The 18,694-nt window shown below is 64.2% G+C and carries 20 protein-coding genes and 1 riboswitch; of the genes, 7 read left to right on the forward strand and 13 right to left on the reverse strand.

Annotated elements, in window-relative coordinates:
- Positions 1 to 6 precede the first annotated feature (6 nt).
- Both IWX65_RS13495 and IWX65_RS13500 read left to right on the forward strand, forming a co-directional pair.
- Complete coding sequence (locus tag IWX65_RS13495) at positions 7 to 771, forward strand: amino acid ABC transporter permease (protein ID WP_196883597.1); 765 nt, start codon at positions 7 to 9, stop codon at positions 769 to 771.
- Complete coding sequence (locus tag IWX65_RS13500) at positions 768 to 1,505, forward strand: amino acid ABC transporter ATP-binding protein (protein ID WP_196820620.1); 738 nt, start codon at positions 768 to 770, stop codon at positions 1,503 to 1,505. The genes IWX65_RS13495 and IWX65_RS13500 overlap by 4 nt, the downstream gene beginning before the upstream one ends.
- 47 nt (positions 1,506 to 1,552) lie before the next feature.
- On the opposite strand, the gene IWX65_RS13505 is transcribed toward IWX65_RS13500, so the two are convergent.
- The 10 genes from IWX65_RS13505 to IWX65_RS13550 all read right to left on the reverse strand — a co-directional run bounded on the left by IWX65_RS13505 (position 1,553) and on the right by IWX65_RS13550 (position 11,691).
- The gene (locus IWX65_RS13505; RefSeq protein WP_196883598.1) at positions 1,553 to 2,350 is read right to left on the reverse strand and encodes an energy-coupling factor transporter transmembrane component T family protein; all 798 of its coding nucleotides are present in this window, start codon (positions 2,348 to 2,350) and stop codon (positions 1,553 to 1,555) included.
- On the reverse strand, positions 2,347 to 3,840 hold the full coding sequence (locus tag IWX65_RS13510; protein WP_196883599.1) for an ABC transporter ATP-binding protein: 1,494 nt from the start codon (positions 3,838 to 3,840) through the stop codon (positions 2,347 to 2,349). Before IWX65_RS13510 ends, IWX65_RS13505 begins: the two co-directional genes overlap by 4 nt.
- Entirely contained in the window at positions 3,837 to 4,442 is a 606-nt protein-coding gene (locus tag IWX65_RS13515) for an ECF transporter S component (protein WP_196883600.1), read from the reverse strand. The genes IWX65_RS13510 and IWX65_RS13515 overlap by 4 nt, the downstream gene beginning before the upstream one ends.
- A gap of 62 nt (positions 4,443 to 4,504) precedes the next feature.
- A riboswitch (TPP riboswitch) is annotated at positions 4,505 to 4,635 on the reverse strand.
- 61 nt (positions 4,636 to 4,696) lie between these two features.
- Entirely contained in the window at positions 4,697 to 5,920 is a 1,224-nt protein-coding gene (locus IWX65_RS13520) for an MFS transporter (protein ID WP_196883602.1), read from the reverse strand.
- Positions 5,921 to 6,031: 111 nt separating this feature from the next.
- Positions 6,032 to 7,606 carry a tripartite tricarboxylate transporter permease gene (locus IWX65_RS13525; RefSeq protein WP_196883604.1) on the reverse strand — a complete coding sequence of 525 codons (1,575 nt, stop codon included), beginning with the start codon at positions 7,604 to 7,606 and terminating at the stop codon, positions 6,032 to 6,034.
- Between the two features lie 35 nt (positions 7,607 to 7,641).
- A complete protein-coding gene (locus tag IWX65_RS13530) occupies positions 7,642 to 8,196 on the reverse strand; it encodes a tripartite tricarboxylate transporter TctB family protein (RefSeq protein WP_196883606.1) in 555 nt (184 codons plus the stop codon).
- Positions 8,193 to 9,179, reverse strand: coding sequence for a Bug family tripartite tricarboxylate transporter substrate binding protein (locus tag IWX65_RS13535; RefSeq protein WP_196883608.1), 987 nt, complete (start codon positions 9,177 to 9,179; stop codon positions 8,193 to 8,195). Before IWX65_RS13535 ends, IWX65_RS13530 begins: the two co-directional genes overlap by 4 nt.
- A gap of 70 nt (positions 9,180 to 9,249) precedes the next feature.
- The gene (locus IWX65_RS13540) at positions 9,250 to 9,687 is read right to left on the reverse strand and encodes a PaaI family thioesterase (RefSeq protein WP_196883610.1); all 438 of its coding nucleotides are present in this window, start codon (positions 9,685 to 9,687) and stop codon (positions 9,250 to 9,252) included.
- 2 nt (positions 9,688 to 9,689) lie between these two features.
- Complete coding sequence (locus IWX65_RS13545) at positions 9,690 to 10,472, reverse strand: enoyl-CoA hydratase-related protein (RefSeq protein ID WP_196883612.1); 783 nt, start codon at positions 10,470 to 10,472, stop codon at positions 9,690 to 9,692.
- Positions 10,465 to 11,691 (reverse strand): CaiB/BaiF CoA transferase family protein, encoded by a 1,227-nt coding sequence (locus IWX65_RS13550; protein ID WP_196883614.1) that lies wholly within the window; start codon positions 11,689 to 11,691, stop codon positions 10,465 to 10,467. The genes IWX65_RS13545 and IWX65_RS13550 overlap by 8 nt, the downstream gene beginning before the upstream one ends.
- 96 nt (positions 11,692 to 11,787) lie before the next feature.
- Between IWX65_RS13550 and IWX65_RS13555 the strand changes: the two genes are divergently transcribed.
- A complete protein-coding gene (locus tag IWX65_RS13555; RefSeq protein WP_196883615.1) occupies positions 11,788 to 12,642 on the forward strand; it encodes an IclR family transcriptional regulator in 855 nt (284 codons plus the stop codon).
- Between the two features lie 85 nt (positions 12,643 to 12,727).
- Here the strand turns inward: IWX65_RS13555 and IWX65_RS13560 are convergent, their stop codons facing one another.
- Positions 12,728 to 13,129 (reverse strand): universal stress protein, encoded by a 402-nt coding sequence (locus IWX65_RS13560; RefSeq protein ID WP_196883617.1) that lies wholly within the window; start codon positions 13,127 to 13,129, stop codon positions 12,728 to 12,730.
- A gap of 126 nt (positions 13,130 to 13,255) precedes the next feature.
- On the opposite strand from IWX65_RS13560, the gene IWX65_RS13565 reads away from it, so the two are divergent.
- The 3 genes from IWX65_RS13565 to IWX65_RS13575 all read left to right on the forward strand — a co-directional run bounded on the left by IWX65_RS13565 (position 13,256) and on the right by IWX65_RS13575 (position 16,214).
- Entirely contained in the window at positions 13,256 to 14,155 is a 900-nt protein-coding gene (locus IWX65_RS13565; RefSeq protein ID WP_196883619.1) for a ketopantoate reductase family protein, read from the forward strand.
- A gap of 16 nt (positions 14,156 to 14,171) precedes the next feature.
- A complete protein-coding gene (locus IWX65_RS13570) occupies positions 14,172 to 15,140 on the forward strand; it encodes a D-2-hydroxyacid dehydrogenase family protein (protein WP_196883621.1) in 969 nt (322 codons plus the stop codon).
- Between the two features lie 135 nt (positions 15,141 to 15,275).
- Positions 15,276 to 16,214 (forward strand): polysaccharide deacetylase family protein, encoded by a 939-nt coding sequence (locus tag IWX65_RS13575; RefSeq protein WP_196883623.1) that lies wholly within the window; start codon positions 15,276 to 15,278, stop codon positions 16,212 to 16,214.
- Positions 16,215 to 16,229: 15 nt separating this feature from the next.
- On the opposite strand, the gene IWX65_RS13580 is transcribed toward IWX65_RS13575, so the two are convergent.
- Together IWX65_RS13580 and IWX65_RS13585 are read right to left on the reverse strand one after the other, a co-directional pair.
- Positions 16,230 to 16,625 (reverse strand): hypothetical protein, encoded by a 396-nt coding sequence (locus IWX65_RS13580; RefSeq protein ID WP_196883625.1) that lies wholly within the window; start codon positions 16,623 to 16,625, stop codon positions 16,230 to 16,232.
- A 92-nt stretch (positions 16,626 to 16,717) separates the two neighbouring features.
- Positions 16,718 to 17,179: a cupredoxin domain-containing protein gene (locus tag IWX65_RS13585; protein WP_196883627.1), complete on the reverse strand. Its 462-nt coding sequence runs from the start codon at positions 17,177 to 17,179 to the stop codon at positions 16,718 to 16,720.
- Between the two features lie 567 nt (positions 17,180 to 17,746).
- Between IWX65_RS13585 and IWX65_RS13590 the strand changes: the two genes are divergently transcribed.
- Entirely contained in the window at positions 17,747 to 18,520 is a 774-nt protein-coding gene (locus IWX65_RS13590; RefSeq protein ID WP_196883629.1) for a CHRD domain-containing protein, read from the forward strand.
- The last annotated feature ends 174 nt before the right edge of the window (positions 18,521 to 18,694 follow it).

Below are 18,694 nucleotides of genomic sequence, written 5' to 3' on the forward strand. Positions count from 1 at the left end.
CCCTGCATGAACGCTTTCGAACAACTCCTGCAGACCTTCTTCGACTGGGAGGCAATGGGTTCGGTCCTTCCGGAACTCCTCACGGTGGGCCTGCCGAACACCCTGATCCTTGCGATCAGTTCCGGCGTGATCGGGACTGTGCTCGGAATGATCCTCGCGGTGATGGGCATTTCGCGGAACCGTGCGCTTCGCTGGGCCGCACGCGTGTACACGGACATCTTCCGGGGAGTTCCCGCCGTCGTCATCATCCTGCTCATCGGGATCGGGCTGAGTCCGCTCTTCCGGCAACTGACCGGCAGCACGAGTCCGTTCCCGATGGGCATCCTGGCGTTGTCGCTCATGGCCGCCGCCTACATCGGGGAGATCTTCCGCTCCGGAATCCAGAGCGTCGAGAAGGGCCAGCTCGAAGCGTCCCGTGCGCTGGGCTTCAGCTACAGCTCCTCGATGCAACTGGTAGTCATCCCCCAGGGCGTCCGCCGCGTCCTGCCCGCCCTGGTGAACCAGTTCATCGCCCTGATCAAGGAATCCTCCCTGATCTACTTCCTCGGACTGCTGGCCAGCGAGCGCGAGTTGTTCCGCATCGGCAATGACGCGGCAAGCAATACGGGCAATCTCTCACCGCTTATCGCTGCGGCGGCGCTGTACCTGTGCCTCACCGTTCCGCTGACGCACCTGGTCAACTACATCGACAACCGTCTGCGGATGGGTAAGCGCGAGAAGCCCGAACCCGATGATATCGCCGCCCGGATCGGCGAAGGAGCAAGAACATGAGCACGCTTGAATCAGGCACCCTGACCGGGCGCAACCTCCACCTCTCCTTCGGTTCCAACCATGTGCTCCGCGGTATCGACCTGCACGTGGAGCGAGGCACCACGGCCTCGGTGATCGGTCCGTCCGGCTCAGGCAAGTCGACCCTGCTGCGGGTCCTGAACCGGCTCATCGAACCGGACCAGGGCGACATCCTGCTCGACGGGCGCTCGGTCCTCAAGGACAATCCGGACGAACTGCGCCGCCGCATCGGCATGGTGTTCCAGCAGTTCAACCTGTTCCCGCACAAGACCGTCGTGGACAACGTCTCACTGGCCCTGCGGAAGCTCCGCGGCATGTCCGCGGACGAGGCGCGCGAGAAGGCACTGGCCCAACTCGACCAGGTGGGGCTGAAGCACAAGGCGGAGGTTCGCCCTGCCAACCTGTCCGGCGGCCAGCAGCAGCGTGTCGCCATCGCCAGGGCCCTTGCCATGGACCCCGAGGTCATGTTCTTCGATGAGGCGACCTCGGCGCTGGACCCGGAACTCGTCAAGGGCGTCCTCGCGCTCATGGCCGACCTCGCGACGGCCGGAATGACCATGGTGGTGGTGACCCATGAGATGGGCTTTTCCCGGAACGTCTCCGACACCGTCACGTTCATGGACGGCGGCGTGGTGGTCGAAAGCGGACCGCCCGCGGCCCTCTTCGACAACGCTCAGACCCCGCGGCTGAAGTCGTTCCTCTCGGACGTGCTCTAGGGACTTCCTTCAGCCGCCGGGCGCATGTCGCGGCGGCCCTTCCGGCATCAGGACAGGAGGAAGCTCCAGGTCCCGGCCAGCAGGGCCGCCGTCAGTGCAGCCGCGGCGATTACCACACCTCCCGCCGCGACGACCGCGTCGAGCGGGCTGAATCTACTCTCGCGGGCCCAGGTACGCCGGCCCGCCCCGAAGCCCCGCGCCTCCATGGCGACCGCGAGTCGGGTGGCACGCCGGATTGCCTGCACAAGGAGGCCGAAAGCCTGGCCGAGGAAGTTGCGCGTGCGTACCAGCGCGTTTCCTTCGGCTCCTGCACCGCGGGCATGACGCGCGAGCCCGAGGGTCTGCCACTCCTCCACCAGAAGGCCCACCAGGCGCAGTGCCGCGAGCGCGCCGAGCACGAAGCGGTGCGGCGCGCGCAGCTTCTGCGCGAGGGCATCGGCCAGATCGGTCGGGTCGGTGGAGACGGCGAGGAAAATACCGGGCAGGGCCAGCGCGAGGCCCCGGATCCCGATGGCGAATCCTGCGGACACGGACCCCTCGGTAAAAAGAACCGGACCGATCTCCAGCAGTACGTCGCCTGTCTTTTCGGCGAGCAGTGCCGTGCCGTAGGCGGCCACCAGCGCTGCGATGAGCAGGGGCCAGGCCCGGAGCAGCAGACCGCGGACACTGATGCCGAGCAGCGGCATCAGCAGGATCTCACATCCGAGGGCCACCGCAGCGCTGACCCAGTCGATGCTGAGCATCACCACCGCGGTGATCATCCCGGCGGCGAAGAGCTTGGAAAGCGGATTCGCGCGGATCAGCGTGCTGCCCGTCAGCGACGGCGTGAGAATGTCACTGCTCATCGCGAATCCCGCCGGGCGTCAGCAACAGACCCGACGTCGAGGACGCGGTTGCCGAGCGCTTCAGTGAAGTCGGTGTCGTGGGTGACCGAGACGACGCAGCCGCCCTCGCTGACCAGTTCCCGCAGCAGACCGACGAGCTCCGCCCAGGTTCCTGCATCCTGTCCGAACGTCGGCTCATCGAGCACCAGGATGTCGGGGCTGGTGGCGAGCATGGTGGCCACTGACAGCCGCCGTTTCTCCCCACCGGACAGGGTGAAGGGATTCGCCGCGCGGAGATGATCGAGACGGAGTCTTCCGGCGAGCTCTGCGATACGGGGGCGGAAGGAAGCCTCCGGTTCGCGGGCCACGCGGCGCGGCCCGAACTCCAGCTCATCCGCCACGGTGGAGGTGAGGAACTGGTGCTCGGGTTCCTGGAAAACGGTGCCGATGCGCTGCACCAGCTCCGCCGACCGCCACTTCGAAGGATCGGGTCCCGCTCCGCGGGCGAGCGACGTACCTGCCGTGACTTCTCCCCGGCGGGGTTTCAGGAGCCCCGCCAGGGTGAGGGCAAGCGTCGATTTTCCTGCTCCATTGGGGCCTACGATGCTGAGGGCCGATGCGGCACGCAACTCGACGTCCACGCCCGCAAGAACCTCCGGTCCCCGCTTCGTCCGTGCCACCGCGAGGTTGGCCGAGGACAGCAGTACCTCCCCGCCGGCGCCGGGCCGCGGGCCTTCCACCGCCGGTCTCCGACCCGGCACCCAGACTCCAGCCTCGGCAAGGCTGCAGCGGGCGGCTTCCTTGCCGAGAATCTCCTCCGGGGTGCCGTCCGCGAGGATTCCGCCGTCGGCGGCAAGCACCACCACGCGGTCGACAACGCCCGCCCACACCTCAACGCGGTGTTCGACCACAACGAGCGTCGCCGGAACCCGGTCAAGCACCCGGACAACGGCGTTGCGCACGTCGATCACGCCCTGCGGATCGAGGTTGGCCGTCGGTTCGTCGAGCAGCAGGAGGCCCGGCTGCATGGCCAGGACCGATGCAAGCGCGAGACGCTGCTTCTGCCCGCCGGACAGCGCCGAGGTGGAGCGGTCGAGCGGAACATTCAGCCCGACGTCGTCGAGCGCGCGGTGCACGCGTTCCCAGATGTCCGCGCGCGGAACCGAAAGGTTCTCGGCTCCGAAGGCCACTTCATCGCCCACCCTCGCAAGGACGACCTGCGAATCGGGATCCTGCAGCACCAATCCGGCTCGGCCGCGCTGGGAGGCGGGACTGCCGCCGTCGAGGAGGAGGGTGCCCTCCTGTTCACCCTCGTCGTCGTTCCCCAGCACACCGGCCAGAGCGGAAAGGAGCGTGGACTTGCCGGCACCGGATGCGCCGAGGAGCAGGATCCGCTCGCCGGGCTCGACTTCGAGGTCGATTCCCCTCACCGCGAAGCGGCTGCGGCCCGCATGCCGCCACCCCCAGTTCCGGGCGGTGACGGCAACGGGCGCCGTGGTGTGCTGGGTCACACGTCGGCCGTGCGACCCGCGGCGAAGGAGGAGAGCACTCCCGTTTTGGCGAGCCCCCGCATCGCGAGCCAGGACAGCAGGCCCGCGATGACGACGCCGGAAATGGAAGCGAAAAGCAGGTAGAGGAGCTGCCAGTCGATGGCCCAAAGCGAGTTGTACAGGATGTTCTCGCTGATCGCCAGGGCAATACCGGCGCCGAGCCCTGCGAGGAGCGCGACGCCCAGGTTCCAGCGTCGATAGAGGAAGAGCAGGAACACGAGTTCGGCGCCGAGGCCCTGGATAGCGCCGGAGATGACCACGAGGAGACCCCACTGCGTGCCGAGGGCCATCGACACTACTGCTGCAAGGACTTCGCAGTAGAGAGCGGCACCGGGCTTGCGGATGATGAGCCCGCCAAGGACGCCTGCAATGAGCCAGCCGCCCACGTACAGGCCTCCGAGCGGCGGGAACGCGGCGGTGATGCCGCTGATGAGCGAGTAGCCCGCGGACCAGGCGAAGAAGACGACGCCGACTGCCACCGCGATGACCGAGGCCACCACGATGTCGACGACGCGCCATTCGAGGCTGCGGGTTTGAGTGCCTTTGGGGGCCGTTGTTGCCATGATGCAGAATCCTCCTGAGGTACAGGAGGGGAGGGTATTCCAGGGAAGGGTCTTCCTAGAAACACTCTGAGAACTCGACTCCCTTCGCCGGTACTAACCGGATCAGGTTCGAGGGTCTGCGGCTGTCCGCACTCTCAGCGCCCGGCTCCGGCAGCACTGGCTGCGACGGAACGGCGCTCCCCTGTCGTATGTGTTTGGTGAAGCGTTACGATCCTACACCGCAGGGGCTTCCAGTACCGCGGATGTCGCTCTGTTCATCCCGGTGGAGGGGGACGGCGGTCGCCGATACCCTTGACTGCGCCCGCGGCACCCAGCACGAAGCAGGTCATCCAGATGGCGCCGCTCGGTCCCAGCGGAGCTGCCGCGAGTCCCGCTGCCGCCGGCAGGACGATTTGGCCGATCCGATTGCCCAGCAGTCGGATGGCGAGGGCCGCCCCCCGTGATTCTTCCCTCACGGCCCGGGATATCAATGCCATGGTCAGGGGCTGGCCGAGGCCGAGGAAGAAGCCGACCAGAATCTGGGACGCGGCAGCAATCCAGATGTTCTCGAGCACGTACGGCAGCACGACCAGGCCGAGTGCCGCACCGAAAAGGCTCGCCAACACCAGCTGGTTCCGGCTCCATCGACGCAGGAGGACGGTCAACAGCATGCGGGACAGAATGGTGGCCGCGGCGCGGAGGGCGAGCAGCAGACCCACGACCAGCGGAGGGACACCTTGCTGCTCGGCGATCAGCGGCAGGAACGCGATGAGAATGTCCATGGTGGTCAGGAGAGCCAGGCTTGCCAGCATGTTGGACTTCACCCCGGGGCGTCCGAGGATCATGCCGACCGAGTCCTTCACGTCCAGGGTTGCAGCTCCCTTGACCGCGGTGCCGGCCATTCCACGGCTTCCAATCCTCACCAGGATCAGTGGGACGGCGATCAGGGCCAGCAGTCCGGCAAGCAACAGGGCTTGGTCGATGTCCGCGAGACGGCCCGCGACGGTGGTAGCGCCTCGGTTGCTGAGAAGCCCGCCGGCGAGGAGCGGGCCCACCATCTGGCCCAGGGCGAATCCAGCGGTGAACCAACCGAAGCCGGCATCCATCGAGTCGGGATCGGATCGCTTGGCGATCATGGACTGCGCCGCGATGGCGAAGGCGAGATGGCCCAATCCCAGCCCGGCGCTACCGACAGCCACGAGCAGCAGTGAAGCCGAACCGGATAGCAGCAGGCAACTGACGGTGAGGGTCAGCAATCCAGTGGCGATCAGCGGCCGCAACCAGGCGGTCCTGTCCGACAACCGGCCGAGCGAGATGGCGACAACTGCAGGCAGGATCGCGAAGGCGGCCGAGATGAATCCGATGGCGACGGCGTCGCCTCCCAGTGCCAGGGCCTTGTAGGAGATCAGCAACCGGGCCAGGTTCAAGGAGCCCTGGCTGAGGATGGCTGCCGCTACGAGCATCCAAAGCCATCGTCCCGGCCGCGCGGCTCGTGCCATAGTGATGCTCCTCCAGTGGCGCCGGCGCTTACACCCGCTTCCTTTTGTTCACTTCCGGTGTTGCAATGTGGCTTTGACCGCTCGCTCCGTGCGGGGCGAGCAGTCAAAGGGTCAGGAGTTCACATCATTCTTCTCATCAGCGCGCCGCTGCTCACGGCGGCGCCTTCCGACGTCCCGAACCCGGACATTGACGATCTGCTTGATCCAGGGACTCAGGAGCGGAACGGCGACGAGGAGGACCATGACTGCCAGCAGCCACATCGACGTTGCACGTTCGAAGAAAATCCCGAAGCTGCCGCCCGAGATGATCATTGTCTGGCGCAGCGTCTCCTCTGCAAGAGGTCCGAGGACCAGCGCGATAACGAGGGCGGCCGGAGAGAAGCCGTAACGGCGCATGAAGAACCCGAGCACGCCGCAGGCGAGCATGATCCACACTTCGAGGATGCTGCCGTGGATGGTGTAGGTGCCGAGTGCGCAGATGAGGATGATTGCGGGAGCGAGCACACGGAACGGCACCCTCGCGACGTTGGCGAACGTCGGAATCATGAAGATGTTGATCAGCAGGAGCATCACGTTGCCGAGATACATGCTGGCAATCAGTCCCCAGGCGAATTCGGGGTTTTGTTCCATCAGCAACGGGCCCGGCTGCAGGCCCCACATCAGGAATGCGGCCAGGAGGACCGCCGTCGACGATGATCCCGGTATGCCGAGGGTCAGCAGCGGCACCATTGCACCGGCGGAAGCACCGTTGTTGGCTGCCTCCGGTCCGGCCAGTCCCGCCATGGCACCCTTGCCGAAACGCTCGGGCGTCTTCGAAATCGATTTCTCGACGTTGTAGGACATGAGCGAGGCAACGGTCGCCCCGGCGCCGGGCGCGGTTCCGGTGAAGAAACCGAGGAAGGAGCCGCGCAGCATCGCGCCATTGGATTCCTTGAAGTCAGCCCGTGTGGGCCAGAAACCCTTGCCTCGGAGCGAGATCTTCTGATAATCGAGTTTCTCGAGGTGCCCACCGCGCCACATGGCATGAAGGATCTCCCCCACACCGAACAGCCCGATGGCCACCGGGATGAAGTCGATTCCGTTGATGAGTTCGGTGGAGCCGAAGGTGTAGCGCTGTGCGCCGATTCCGACATCGATGCCGACGGTTGCCAGGGCGAACCCGATGAGTGCCGAGATCACACCGAGAAGGCGATTCTTTCCGACGATGACGATGAGCGTCAGCAGTCCTACGACGACGATCAGGAACAGTTCGGGCGGACCGAAGGTGCGGGCGACCGACGCGACGCTCGGCGCGAAGAAACTGATCAGGACCGCACCAATCGTGCCCGCGATGAAGGAAGCGATGGCGGCCATGATCAGCGCGGGCCCCGCCCGGCCTTGTTTCGCCAGCGGATAACCGTCGAAGGTACTGGCGACGGTCGCCGACTCGCCCGGGGTATTGATCAGGACCGAGGTGATCGTGCCGCCGTACATCGATCCGTAGTACACGGCGGCCATCATCACGATCGCGCCGGTGGGGTCCAGCCCGAAGGTCAGCGGCAGCAGGATCGCGAGGCCCGCCGATGGACCGAGGCCGGGCATGACGCCGACGATCATACCCAGGGTGACCCCAGCCCCCAGTAGCAGAATGTTCTGCAGGGTCAGGATCGAAACAATCCCCCCAGCGAGGTTATTGAAGACGTCCAAGCTAACTCTCCTTCGAGCCGAGTCGGATTCCGCTGCTAGAAGCGCGGAAGGATTCCCTCGGGCAAACCCGAATTGAGGAATGTTTGGAAGAGGAGGTACATCGCCAGGGGCAGGCCGAGGCTGAGCACGATATTCGTCACCAGGTGGGTCCGGTTCAGGAACCACAGCAGCGCAAACATGAAGATGACGCCGGAGATGATCGCACCCAGGGTGGTGAGGGTCGCCACGAAGGCCATCGTCAGGGCGATCGTGATGATCATGGCTTTCGGATGGTGACCGAGGTCGCCCTCCCCCATGTCCTCCTCGAGGTCGACGGTGTCGTCGTCCTCGCCGGAGCCGGCACGCATACTCTGCACCAGCGCGATCAGGGTCAGCACCGCTGCCGAGCCGCCGATGATCCTCGGGAAGAACCCTGCCCCGATGCGGCCCGACGTCGTCGTAGCCTCCATCCCGAAAGCTATTTCCGTATAAGCAGCGAGGACCAGCAGCAGCACGGCGAGGAAAATCGTCTTGGCGGCGGGCCTCCGGCGCCAGCCGGAGCGGCCCACCCCCTCAGGTTCCGCTTCACCCTTGATGACGGAGTGGCTCAAAGCGCCCCGGCCTCTTTCAGAGTGGTTTCGAAGCTGTCAGTGGTCTCCCGAAGGGAATCGAAGAATTCCTGGTCCCAAAGGATGTTCTCCGTGAGGTAGTTGGAGGCGACGTATTCTTTCCACTCCGGGGTTTCGACAACTTCCTTCATGGTGGTGATCCACCATTCCTTGGCTTCCGCCGGAGCGTCGGGAGGGAGGATCATTCCGCGGGGCATGGCGGGGAGGTTTTCGATGCCCTTTTCCTCACCGGTGGGGACATCGGGAATGACGTCCAGCCTTTCAACACCGGTGAACAGCAGTGGTGTCACTTCCTCCGCCTCGATCTGCCCGAGGACCGAACCGGTGTTCGAGACGATGGCGTCCAGCGCCCCGGACAGCAGTGAGGTCTGGAGCTGGCCTTCCTCGTTGAACGGCACGTAGTCGATCTCGTACCCAGCGGCCTCGGCGAGCAGCTCATGCAGGATGAGGTCGACGTTGACGGTACCGATTCCACCGACGACGACGGTTTCCTGCTCCTGGGCGTAGGAAACCCAGTCCTCCCAGGTTTCGTACGGGCTACCCTCAGGGACGACGAACACTGCATCGTCAGTGGCGAACAGCCCGATCGGAGTGAAGTCCTCGAAGGTCCAGCCGGTGTCCGACTGCAAGGGCGTAGTGATGAGCGAGCCCGAGGTGGTGGAGATGTCATAGCCACTGCCGGCCTTGCTGAACACGTAACCCCAACCGGTGGCGCCGCTTCCGCCTTCACGGTTCTCCAGCGAGATGTTCTCCGGGTACAACTCGTACTGGTTGATGATGTCCACCATGGTGCGGGCCATGATGTCGTTACCGCCACCGGCCCCGAACGCGATCGTCCAGTCCATATCCTCCGAGGGATAGTCAGCCCCGCCTTCGGCTCCGGAACCGGCGTCGTTGCCGCAGGCGGTCAGGGACGCGATAAGCGTCAGTGCTGCCACTGTGGTGATGATTTTCTTACTGCGCATTGCTTTCTCTTCTCCTCGTAACGTCGTTGTATTGCGGAGCGGGTGGATATTTGCCTCGGTGAGCGAAAGGTTATTCGCCGTCGAGCCGGTGCCAGGAGCCGACCGCGAAGGCGACCAGACGGCCGCTTTCGTCGGTGAGGCGCGATTCAAGGTGTACGATCCGCCGTCCCGCACGAAGGATGGTGGCGACGCAGCGCCCCGTTCCTTCGAGGGGGCGGAAATAACGGAAATTCATTTCCAGGGTTACAGCCGTCGAGAGGTAACGATGGCACAGATGGCCCATCGAGATATCCATTGCGGTCGCGATGATGCCCCCGTGCACCGAACCCTGGGGATTGCGGAGGTGGGCGGCGTACGGCAGCACTACGATGCAGCTCTGCTGAGCGTCGTCATAGCTGATGTCCAGGTTCAGGAAGCGGGACAGGAAGAAATTTCCGAATTCCTGGTTGGAATCGCCGGCTGCGCTGCGGGCCTGGTCCACCGCCCCGTCGAAAATGGTGTCGGACACGGTCAGGACCACTGGAAGTTCGGCGGCCTCTTCGCGAGGAAAGCCTGGACGCCCTCAGCGAAGTCCTCGGTGTCGAAGGACGAGTTGCGGAGGTTGATGGTGTCTTCGTCGTCCTGCACCTGGCCAAGGACGATGCGGCGCACCATCTCCTTGCCTGCCCGGACACTGAACTGGGCACGTGAGCAGACCGTTTCAGCGAAGTCGTAGGTGAACTGCTCGAGTTCCTCGGGTGCGGAGAGTTCATCGAACAGGCCCAGGGCGAGGGCACGCTCGGCGTGGATCTGCAGACCGGAGAGGAGGATCCATTTGGCGCGGGCCGGACCTACCAGATCCACCACGCGCTTGCTCGACTCGAGGCTGTAGACCAGCCCCAGCTTTCCCGGCGTGATGGCAAACCGGCCCTTGGTGTCGGCGAACCGGATGTCGCAGGCCAGCGCCAGGCCGGCACCACCGCCGATGCAGTAGCCGTGGATCATCGCGATCGTGGGCTTCTTCAACCCTTCGATGGCATGTTCCGCTTCCGCGACCCGCTCGTTGTAGTTCCGCGCGCTGGTTGCGTTTCCCCGTTCCTTCTCGAATTCGCTGATGTCCGCTCCGGAGGCGAAGGACTTCTCGCCCGCTCCCCGCAGCACGATCACTTTGACGGTGGGGTCGTCGTCGAGTTCGGAGACCACTCCGGGCAGTTCGGTGTACATCCCGATGGTGATGGCGTTATGGCTCTTCGGCCGGTTGAGGATGACGGTTGCGATTGCTCCCCGGCGCTCGACCAGTATTTCGTCAGACATTGGTGTCGCTCCTCTGGAGGGTGGGGTGGGCGTCGAAGGCGACACCGTCGGTGAAGAGCTTTTCGATCGTCGCGTCATCCAGGCCTGCCTCCCGAAGGACCTCGGCAGTGTGCTGACCGAGCCAGGGGGCGGGTCCGCGGACGCTGTAGTCCATATTCGAGAACTTCGTGGGCGGCGCGATGGTTTTCATTCCACCCATGATCGGGTGCTCGACGTCGACGATCATTTCCCGTGCCAGGATCTGCTCGTTCTGAAGTGTCTGGTCGTAGGTCAGCGCGGGGCCGCAGGGAACACCGACTCCATCGATGATCGCGATCCACTCATCCGTGGTCTTCGTCATGGTGATGGCTTCGATTTCGCGTTCCAGCTCGTCGATGTTCGCCATCCTGTCCGGGAGCGTGACGAACCGGGGATCGTTGAGCCACTCCTTCCTGTCCAGGGCCTCGACGGCAAGGCGCTCCCAGAGACGGTCGTTCGCAGCGCCGATCGTGACGTACCCGTCGGCTGTGCGGTAGGCCTGGTAGGGGGTGGAGCGGCGGTGCCTGGTTCCGGTGGCCTGGGGGACTTCCCCTCCGGAGAAGTATGCCCCCGATTCCCAGACGGTCCAGGCGAGGCCTGCTTCCAGGATGGAGATGTCCATGTACTGGCCCTCGCCGGTTTTCTGGCGAAGCATCTGCGCGCCCATGATCGAGTAGACCGCGGTCATGCCGGCGGCGATGTCGTTGATCGCGATACCGACCTTCGCAGGCTTTCCTCCCGGCTCGCCCGTCATCCGCAGGAAGCCACCGACGCCCTGGGCCATGATGTCGAAGCCGGGGCGGTGCTTGTACGGGCCGGTCTGGCCGAAGCCGCTGATGGAGCAGTAAAGGATGTCCGGGCGCACCTTCCGGACGGATTCGTAGTCGATTCCGAGCCGCTTGGCGACGCCGGGACGGAAGTTCTCGATCACGAGATCTGCGTCCTCCGCCATCTTGAGGAGGAGATTTTTCCCTTCCTCAGTCTTCAGGTCGAGGGAGATGCTTCGCTTGCTGCGGTTCGGCATGGCACCGGGGTAGCTCTCGCCATTGACCTTCGGCGCGAACCGGCGTTCATCAGCTCCGGTGTGGGGCACCTCGATCTTGATGACGTCCGCGCCCATTTCCGCCAGAACCATCGTGCAATAGGGCCCGGAGAGGAATCTTGTGAGGTCGAGGACCCGAAATCCGTCGAGAGGGAGCATATCGCTCCTTTCCTGTATAGTGGGATGCACTACCGCTCTTCGGGAAGTGACTCACATCACCCTAGGGCTTCCGCCAAAAAGTGTCAAGGGGTCTGAATGGAAAACGACGACGGCGCAAAGCTGCGCAGCGGCGTGCAGTCAATCGACCGTGCAGTGGCGATCCTGCGATGCTTCGACTCCCGCAGTCCGGAGTTGGGGATCACCGAGGTGGCGAAGCGCACCGGCCTGTCTACCAGCACCGCGCACCGCATCCTCGTGTCCATGGCGGCCAACCGACTCATTAGACAGACTTCGGACAAGCGTTACGGTCTTGGTCCGCTCCTGATTCAACTGGCGCGCAACGGCGCTATCCCCACCACGTTCCGCGATGTCGCCATGCCGTTCATGATGAAGCTGCGCGACGAGGTGGACGAGACGGTCGGGCTGCACGAGCTGCTGTCCACCGGCGAACGCGCCGTCATCGACCAGGCCGAAAGCCGTCAAGAAATTCGGAGGCACTACACCGACATCGGGGTGCCCGTACCCCTGCCCCATGGTGCTCCCGGCAAGGTGATACTCTCCTTCCTTCCCTGGGAGCGCCAGGAGTGGTGGCTTTCACGCTCGATCCGTCCGGTGACACCTGCCACGGTCACCGACCCCGAACGGCTGCGGGCGGAGTTGAGCCGGATTCGGGATCAGGGCTGGGCGGATTCCAATGCGGAGCGGACCACGGGGATCCGGGCGGTTGCCGCGCCGATCTTCGACCATACGGGCGGCGTCATCGGAGCTGTCGGCCTGTCGGTGCCGTCCATGCGCATCGATGAGGGCCGGGCGGCACTGCTGGGATCTCGTGCCAAGGAGACAGCGTGGGGGATATCCGAAGCGCTCGGCGCCTCGGACCATGCCGTGCAGCAGAATTTTCAGCGAGCCCTCCCACCCACCGACGAACGCGATGAAGTGATACCAGGGTGAAAAAGGTTACTCTAGTGGCGGCCGGCCGCCGGTGGCCCCGACTGGCGGCCGGCCGCCGGTGGCCCCGACAAGCGTCGGGGAGGCTTTATCTTGCCGCCTTGACCGAGAGGACCGCGCAATTGGCGCTCAGGAGGACTTCCTGTGCGTTCGAGCCGAGGAACAGCTTTCCCACGGGGCTCCGCCGACGCATACCGATGACGATCAGCTCGGCCCGTGTCTCCTCTGCAACCGCGGTCAGGTCCTCGCTCGGGAGCGTACCCCGAGCCATCGTCCGGATCTCGTACTCCACACCGGTATCCGCGACGCTCTTCTCCATCTCCTTCAGCTCGAGCTCGTACTGGCCTTTTTCCTGGCCACTGATGGGCTTCCCGCTGTCTTGGGAATTGACGACGACAAGCTTCGCCTTCCGGAGTCGTGATTCCTCGATTGCACGCTGGAGAGCCGCCCGGCCTTCCGGCGTGGGTATGTAACCTACTACGACTGACATGTGTGCTGCTCCCTGTTGGGTTTCCGATGAAAAGCTCCGGCGCGCTTGACGTGCAAAATTTACCATAGCGATCCATACCCGACCGGCGGTCCTGAAGTAGGGCCCGTCACCACCGAAAGGCCAGAAATGACGGACGAACGAGGCCGGATTGCCGTAGTCGGTCCAGGGGCGGTTGGCGGCCTGGTCGCCGCACTGCTCCACCGCGCAGGTGAGGACGTCGTCGCTGTCGCACGGCCGGACGCCGCCAAGGCGATCAACGATGACGGTCTCACCATTCGAAGTGGGCAATACGGGAGTTGGACCGCTCCCGTGCCTGCACAGGAAACCGTCCCACACGGAGCGCGGATAATTCTGGCCACCAAGGCATTTGCCCTTCCGGATTCGATTCCGATCATCCGCGCGGCAGTTCCGGTCGAGATCATCTCGTTGCTTAACGGTTTGGATCATATGCAGGAGCTACGGGAATCCTGCCCCGGAGCGTCCATCGCCGGCGCGGCCATCACGGTGGAGGCGGCACGGTTCTCCCCGTCGGTTATCGAGCATCGAAGCCCTTTCCTTCGAATCGCTGTTCCCGTGGAAAGTGCAGATTCCGCGACGGTCGAGGCGCTCCGCAAGGCTGGAATCAAAGTCACGGCCCGCGATTCCGAGGATGCTGTCCTGTGGAACAAGTTTCGGTTCCTGGCTCCGTTGGCGCTCCTGACAACGTACTGGGACCTACCGATCGGTCCTGCCCTCACCCGCGACGAGAACCTCACCGCGGGGCTCCTGGCGGAAGTCAGCAATGTTGCAACAGCGGACGGCCTGCCGACAACCGTTACCACCGTGGCAGAGGCGCTGCACGGCCTTCCGCCTGGGATGAGGTCCTCCCTGCAGCTCGACATAGCTGCGGGAAGACCGAGCGAGCTCGACGCGATCGGAGGTGCACTGATCCGTCGCGGCGAGAAGCATGCACTACCAACCCCGGCCATCGCGAAGATGGTGGACACACTGCAGGGTTCCGATCCGCTCGAGAGCCGTCGAGACTGAACTGAGGACTGACCACATGACATCGAATAAGGGATCAGCAACGCGGGTCGCGGTGCTCGACGATTACCAGGCGGTTGCCGAGCGAATGGCCGATTGGCATTCCGGCGAGCACCCTCTGGACCTTGTTTTCTTTTCCGACCACCTGACCGATGAAGAAGCCCTGGTGGAGCGCCTGAAGGGCTTCGACATAGTGGTCGTGATGCGCGAGCGGACACCGCTGAGGGCTGAGGTCATCAAGCGCCTACCGAGGCTGCGCCTGATCGTCACGACCGGAATGCGAAATGCGGCAGTTGATGCAGGTGCCGGCGTACTCGTGTGCGGAACCGAGTCGCTGGGCACACCGACCGTCGAACTGACGTGGGCCCTGATACTGGCGCTTCAGCGCAATCTGAGAATCGAGGAAGAGTCCCTGAGGAACGGCCACTGGCAATCCGGTTCCATCGGGTCGGGCCTTGCCGGTTCGACACTGGGCGTGCTCGGGCTAGGAAGGATCGGCACCAAGGTTGCCGCCGTCGGCCTTGCCTTCGGCATGGACGTTATTGCATGGAGCCAGCATCTGACTCCACAGCTGGCGCGCGACAGGGGAGTGGAATGGGTGTCGGAGGACGACCTCTTCCAACGCTCGGACGTATTGTCGATCCATCTGCAGCTGAGCCCGCGAACAGCGGGCCTCGTCACCGAGCGGCATCTGCATGCCATGAAGCCCACTGCCATCATCGTGAACACGTCCCGTGCGGGCATCGCCGATCAGGACGCCCTGGCGGTGGCCCTGGGAAGCCGCCGGATCGGTGGCGCCGGAATCGACGTTTTCGACACGGAACCGATCGCTGCAACGAATCCGCTGTTGACCGCGCCCTCCACCCTGCTCACTCCGCACCTCGGTTATGTCACCCGGCAGAACTATGAATTGTTCTTCCAGGGTGCTGTTGAGTCGATCAATGCCTTTCTTGACGGTAAGCCCATACGTGTGATCAGCCCCAGATAACCATTTCGCGGCAACAACACTGTCGGGACCGGGAGAACTGCGCCTCTCCCGGAGGACGAGCCGTGTACTACTGTTAGCGCTGTTACTGGTGTTATAGGTGTTACGCATGGGCTTCGCCCTAAGAGGAGCAGATTAATGGCGCACAACCCTGGGCGCCGAACTGTTCTGGCGATCGGCATGGGGCTGATCCTTACCGGCTGCGGGGTGCGCCAAGCTACGAATGACGTCGTCCAGTCATCCGCCCCATCCGTCCCGTCCCCGTCCAATCCGCCGTCGACGGTTCCACGGCTCACGCCCGGTGAGCCGCCGCCCGTAGTGCCGCCGCCCGTCGTGCCGCCGCCCGCAGGCCCGGAACCGCATCGCCTGCCCAGCCGGGACGAGATCATCGATCGGCACGCCGGCCGGTCCCCCTACTACTGGGGACTCGAGGCACCAGGGGTGGTCTCGCGCATACCGAACGGCTCGCAAGGCGTTGCGCTGACCTTGGATTTCTGCGGCGGCGCCGGTGGCAATAGCTTCGACCCGGATCTTATTTCAGGATTGCAGCGCCTACGTGTCCCGGCAACCCTTTTCCTCAACGCACGCTGGGTCGCCGACAACCGGCCCCTTGCCGCGGACTTGGCGGACAACCCGCTGTTCGAGTTGGCGAACCATGGAACGGACCACCTCCCGCTGAGCGTCACCGGAAACTCGGCCTACGGCATCCCGGGAACTGCAGATACCGGTAGCGTCTATGACGAGATCATGGGAAACGACGCCGTACTGACGGCGCTCACCGGTCAGCGACCACGATTCTTCCGGCCGGGTACGGCATATTTCGACGACGTCTCGGCGCGGATCTGTCACGACCTGGGTCTGATCCCTGCCGGTTTCAGCGTCAACGGCGACGGCGGAGCAACCTACCCTGCCGGCGCCGTCACGACCGAGACCAGAGCCGCCGGTCCGGGATCCATCATCATCGCCCACGGCAACCGCCCCGGCTCCGGAACGGGCCCAGGACTTCTGCAGGCGCTGGGCGTCATGACCGATGCCGGCACTCCTTTCCTCACGCTCGGCGACGCAATTCCAGCTTGAAAGTTTGGGAACTGCCTAACTGACGTTTCGGCGGCGGTGCAGGAGGAGGTAACCGAGGACGGCAAGGAGGCCGGCAATAGCCTCTGCTACTGCGGTGAGTGCCTTCTGCGCATACCAGACGGGCTCATACATCGATGGAATTGGACCGATTGCAGGAACCTGCACGTACCGGTACAGGACCACCGCTGCCAGTGCCGAAAGGGCGACCACTGCCGCAAAAGCGTACGCGGGCCGGTCTCCCCTGACCAGGACGTACAGGGCGGCAAGGACGGCCACAACGGCCTGGATCCGGAACAGGTTACCCCCGCCTATTCCGGCCGGGGCGGCCTGCTGGAACCCCGGCGCGAGCTGGAAGTGGATGACCGCACTGACGATCAGGCCCGCCGCAATGATCACGCGCAGGAGGATCATCAGCGGGCTATTGCGCGCAGTCGACCTGCCCGGAGAACGCCCCTTCCCGGTGGGGTGCGCACTCGGCTGTCCGCCGGTACTTCCCGGGGCGCTCATCGGATGACCAGGGTGCTGGACATTCCTGGGTGGTAGACGCAGATGACGGCATACTCACCGGGCTCGTCGGGAGCAGTGAAGGTCACTGTTTCACCACCCTGGACATCGACGTCGAAGCCCCCGTCATCCTCGGCCGTCACCGTATGGGGGGCATCGTCTTCATTGATTACCGTCACCATTGCGCCGGGCGCGATGGATTCAGGCATTACGTATTCGAAGTCCGCGATGGTGATCAGGACTTCTTCTGCCGGCGCAGCTTCCGCAGAAGAAATCGCAGCAGAGGACGCTGGTGCGGAGGTTCCTGCGCCGGCTGTCGCCGCCGCAGATTCCGGTGCCGCAACTTCAGTCGGCGGGGTGGTCGCCTCGGTGGCACCTGGTCCGGCACCGGACCCGCAGGCGGTGGCGCCCATGAGAAGCGCCGCAAGGATAAGAGCTGATAATCCGTAGCGCAACTTCATGATGATGCCTCCACAGTTCGAACCGCCCGACAATCGGTAAGTGGAATAATCCCGGTTTTCGCGCATCGGGACAAGACCTCGAAGCCCTTCTTCGGCCGGGCCACGTCGAGGCGATGATTGCCTCGCCGGTCCGACTGGGGGATCGGCACAGCCGGATATCCCCTGCCGTCGAATCCGCGGAGAGTTGCGACCAGAGTGAAAACGCCGGAGAACATACGGTGGAGACCGCTGGTTCCGTTCTCCACCGCTCTCGACAGGGCAGAAATGTCCTGCCATCACTCACTCGCACATGAAAATGCAGTAGACACTACAGCTGATTTCTGGGTTCTACCTGTTAGCGGGGCTTTCACCGACGAATCTCTTGTGTCACATCTGCCACACATAATTGCTTCCCAAGCAGAGGTATTCCTGCTTACTGTGAGCAGAAGCACCGCGAAGTCGAGGGTGCTGGGCCCCCGGAATTTTATGTGGAGGTAAAACCAATCCACGCTTCGGAGTGCTCCGAATCATTATTCGAGCGTGTCCGACCGGGACGCGCGTTCACCGCACAGTGAAGGAATTATTCTCATGAACAAGGCAATGCGCTTCCTTGCAGTTCCCACCCTCGCCCTCGGCGCCCTGGCCATGGCATCGTCGCCGGCCATGGCAGCAGATGAGTCCTACTCCTCGACCCTGGGCCAGCTCAGCGGCACCACCGGTTCGGGCACTGTCACCGTCGACGTCACCGGCGACAAGGCCCATGTCAACCTGCAGGTCTCCGGTCTCGCCGAGACCTTCATGGACGCACCCTACCCCCACGTCCAGCACATCCACGGCGGAGCCCTGGGTGAGTGCCCCACCACCGCTGATGACGCCAATGGCGACGGAATCCTCAGCACCACCGACGGTGCTGCTTCCTACGGTGGAATCCTCACCACCCTGACCACCTCCGGTGCAACAACCCCGGCCGAGGGCCTGAACCTCGCGCTCGGCGGCCAGGGCGGCAGCTACACCATCGACCGTGAAATCGACCTCGACGCCGCAACCAAGGCCTCCCTCGAAGCCGGTACCGCCGTCGTCGTCGTCCACGGCCTGGACCCCGCCACCGTCACCGCCACGACAGAGGCCTTCAGCGCACCCAGCGACCTGGAGCCCTCACTTCCCCTCGGCGCCACCTCACCGGCACTGTGTGGAACCCTCGTAGCCTCACAGATGGGCGACATGCCAGCAGGCGGCGCCGACACCGGCGTCGCCCAGGAAACCGGTTCCAACACCGCCATCCTCGCCCTCGGTGGCGGCCTGGTCCTGGCAGCAGCAGCCGGCGGAACCTTTATGGTCCGCCGCAGCAACACCAACGCATAACCGCACCACCAAAACAGCACCACAGCACCACAGATTGACGGACTGATCGAACCATATTCCTCCAACGATCAGTCCAACCCAGCGACCGCCGCAGAAGCCCTAACCCCTGCGGCGGTCGCTCTTTTAACGCTCACCGGCCGCGCCGTCGCGAACCTGATTCATCAGAACCGCGCA

Source organism: Arthrobacter sp. CAN_A214, assembly GCF_015751955.1.
GTDB lineage: Bacteria > Actinomycetota > Actinomycetes > Actinomycetales > Micrococcaceae > Arthrobacter_D.

What these genes read in the sequence shown, in the direction of transcription:
- IWX65_RS13555 (WP_196883615.1), top strand. Translation starts at nt 11,788, where the DNA reads ATGGAAAACGACGACGGCGCAAAGCTGCGCAGCGGCGTGCAGTCAATC.
- IWX65_RS13520 (WP_196883602.1), bottom strand. Translation starts at nt 5,920, where the DNA reads ATGGCACGAGCCGCGCGGCCGGGACGATGGCTTTGGATGCTCGTAGCG.
- IWX65_RS13500 (WP_196820620.1), top strand. Translation starts at nt 768, where the DNA reads ATGAGCACGCTTGAATCAGGCACCCTGACCGGGCGCAACCTCCACCTC.
- IWX65_RS13590 (WP_196883629.1), top strand. Translation starts at nt 17,747, where the DNA reads ATGAACAAGGCAATGCGCTTCCTTGCAGTTCCCACCCTCGCCCTCGGC.
- IWX65_RS13505 (WP_196883598.1), bottom strand. Translation starts at nt 2,350, where the DNA reads ATGAGCAGTGACATTCTCACGCCGTCGCTGACGGGCAGCACGCTGATC.
- IWX65_RS13515 (WP_196883600.1), bottom strand. Translation starts at nt 4,442, where the DNA reads ATGGCAACAACGGCCCCCAAAGGCACTCAAACCCGCAGCCTCGAATGG.
- IWX65_RS13570 (WP_196883621.1), top strand. Translation starts at nt 14,172, where the DNA reads ATGACATCGAATAAGGGATCAGCAACGCGGGTCGCGGTGCTCGACGAT.
- IWX65_RS13585 (WP_196883627.1), bottom strand. Translation starts at nt 17,179, where the DNA reads ATGAAGTTGCGCTACGGATTATCAGCTCTTATCCTTGCGGCGCTTCTC.
- IWX65_RS13565 (WP_196883619.1), top strand. Translation starts at nt 13,256, where the DNA reads ATGACGGACGAACGAGGCCGGATTGCCGTAGTCGGTCCAGGGGCGGTT.
- IWX65_RS13575 (WP_196883623.1), top strand. Translation starts at nt 15,276, where the DNA reads ATGGCGCACAACCCTGGGCGCCGAACTGTTCTGGCGATCGGCATGGGG.
- IWX65_RS13495 (WP_196883597.1), top strand. Translation starts at nt 7, where the DNA reads ATGAACGCTTTCGAACAACTCCTGCAGACCTTCTTCGACTGGGAGGCA.
- IWX65_RS13580 (WP_196883625.1), bottom strand. Translation starts at nt 16,625, where the DNA reads ATGATCCTCCTGCGCGTGATCATTGCGGCGGGCCTGATCGTCAGTGCG.
- IWX65_RS13560 (WP_196883617.1), bottom strand. Translation starts at nt 13,129, where the DNA reads ATGTCAGTCGTAGTAGGTTACATACCCACGCCGGAAGGCCGGGCGGCT.
- IWX65_RS13545 (WP_196883612.1), bottom strand. Translation starts at nt 10,472, where the DNA reads ATGTCTGACGAAATACTGGTCGAGCGCCGGGGAGCAATCGCAACCGTC.
- IWX65_RS13535 (WP_196883608.1), bottom strand. Translation starts at nt 9,179, where the DNA reads ATGCGCAGTAAGAAAATCATCACCACAGTGGCAGCACTGACGCTTATC.
- IWX65_RS13550 (WP_196883614.1), bottom strand. Translation starts at nt 11,691, where the DNA reads ATGCTCCCTCTCGACGGATTTCGGGTCCTCGACCTCACAAGATTCCTC.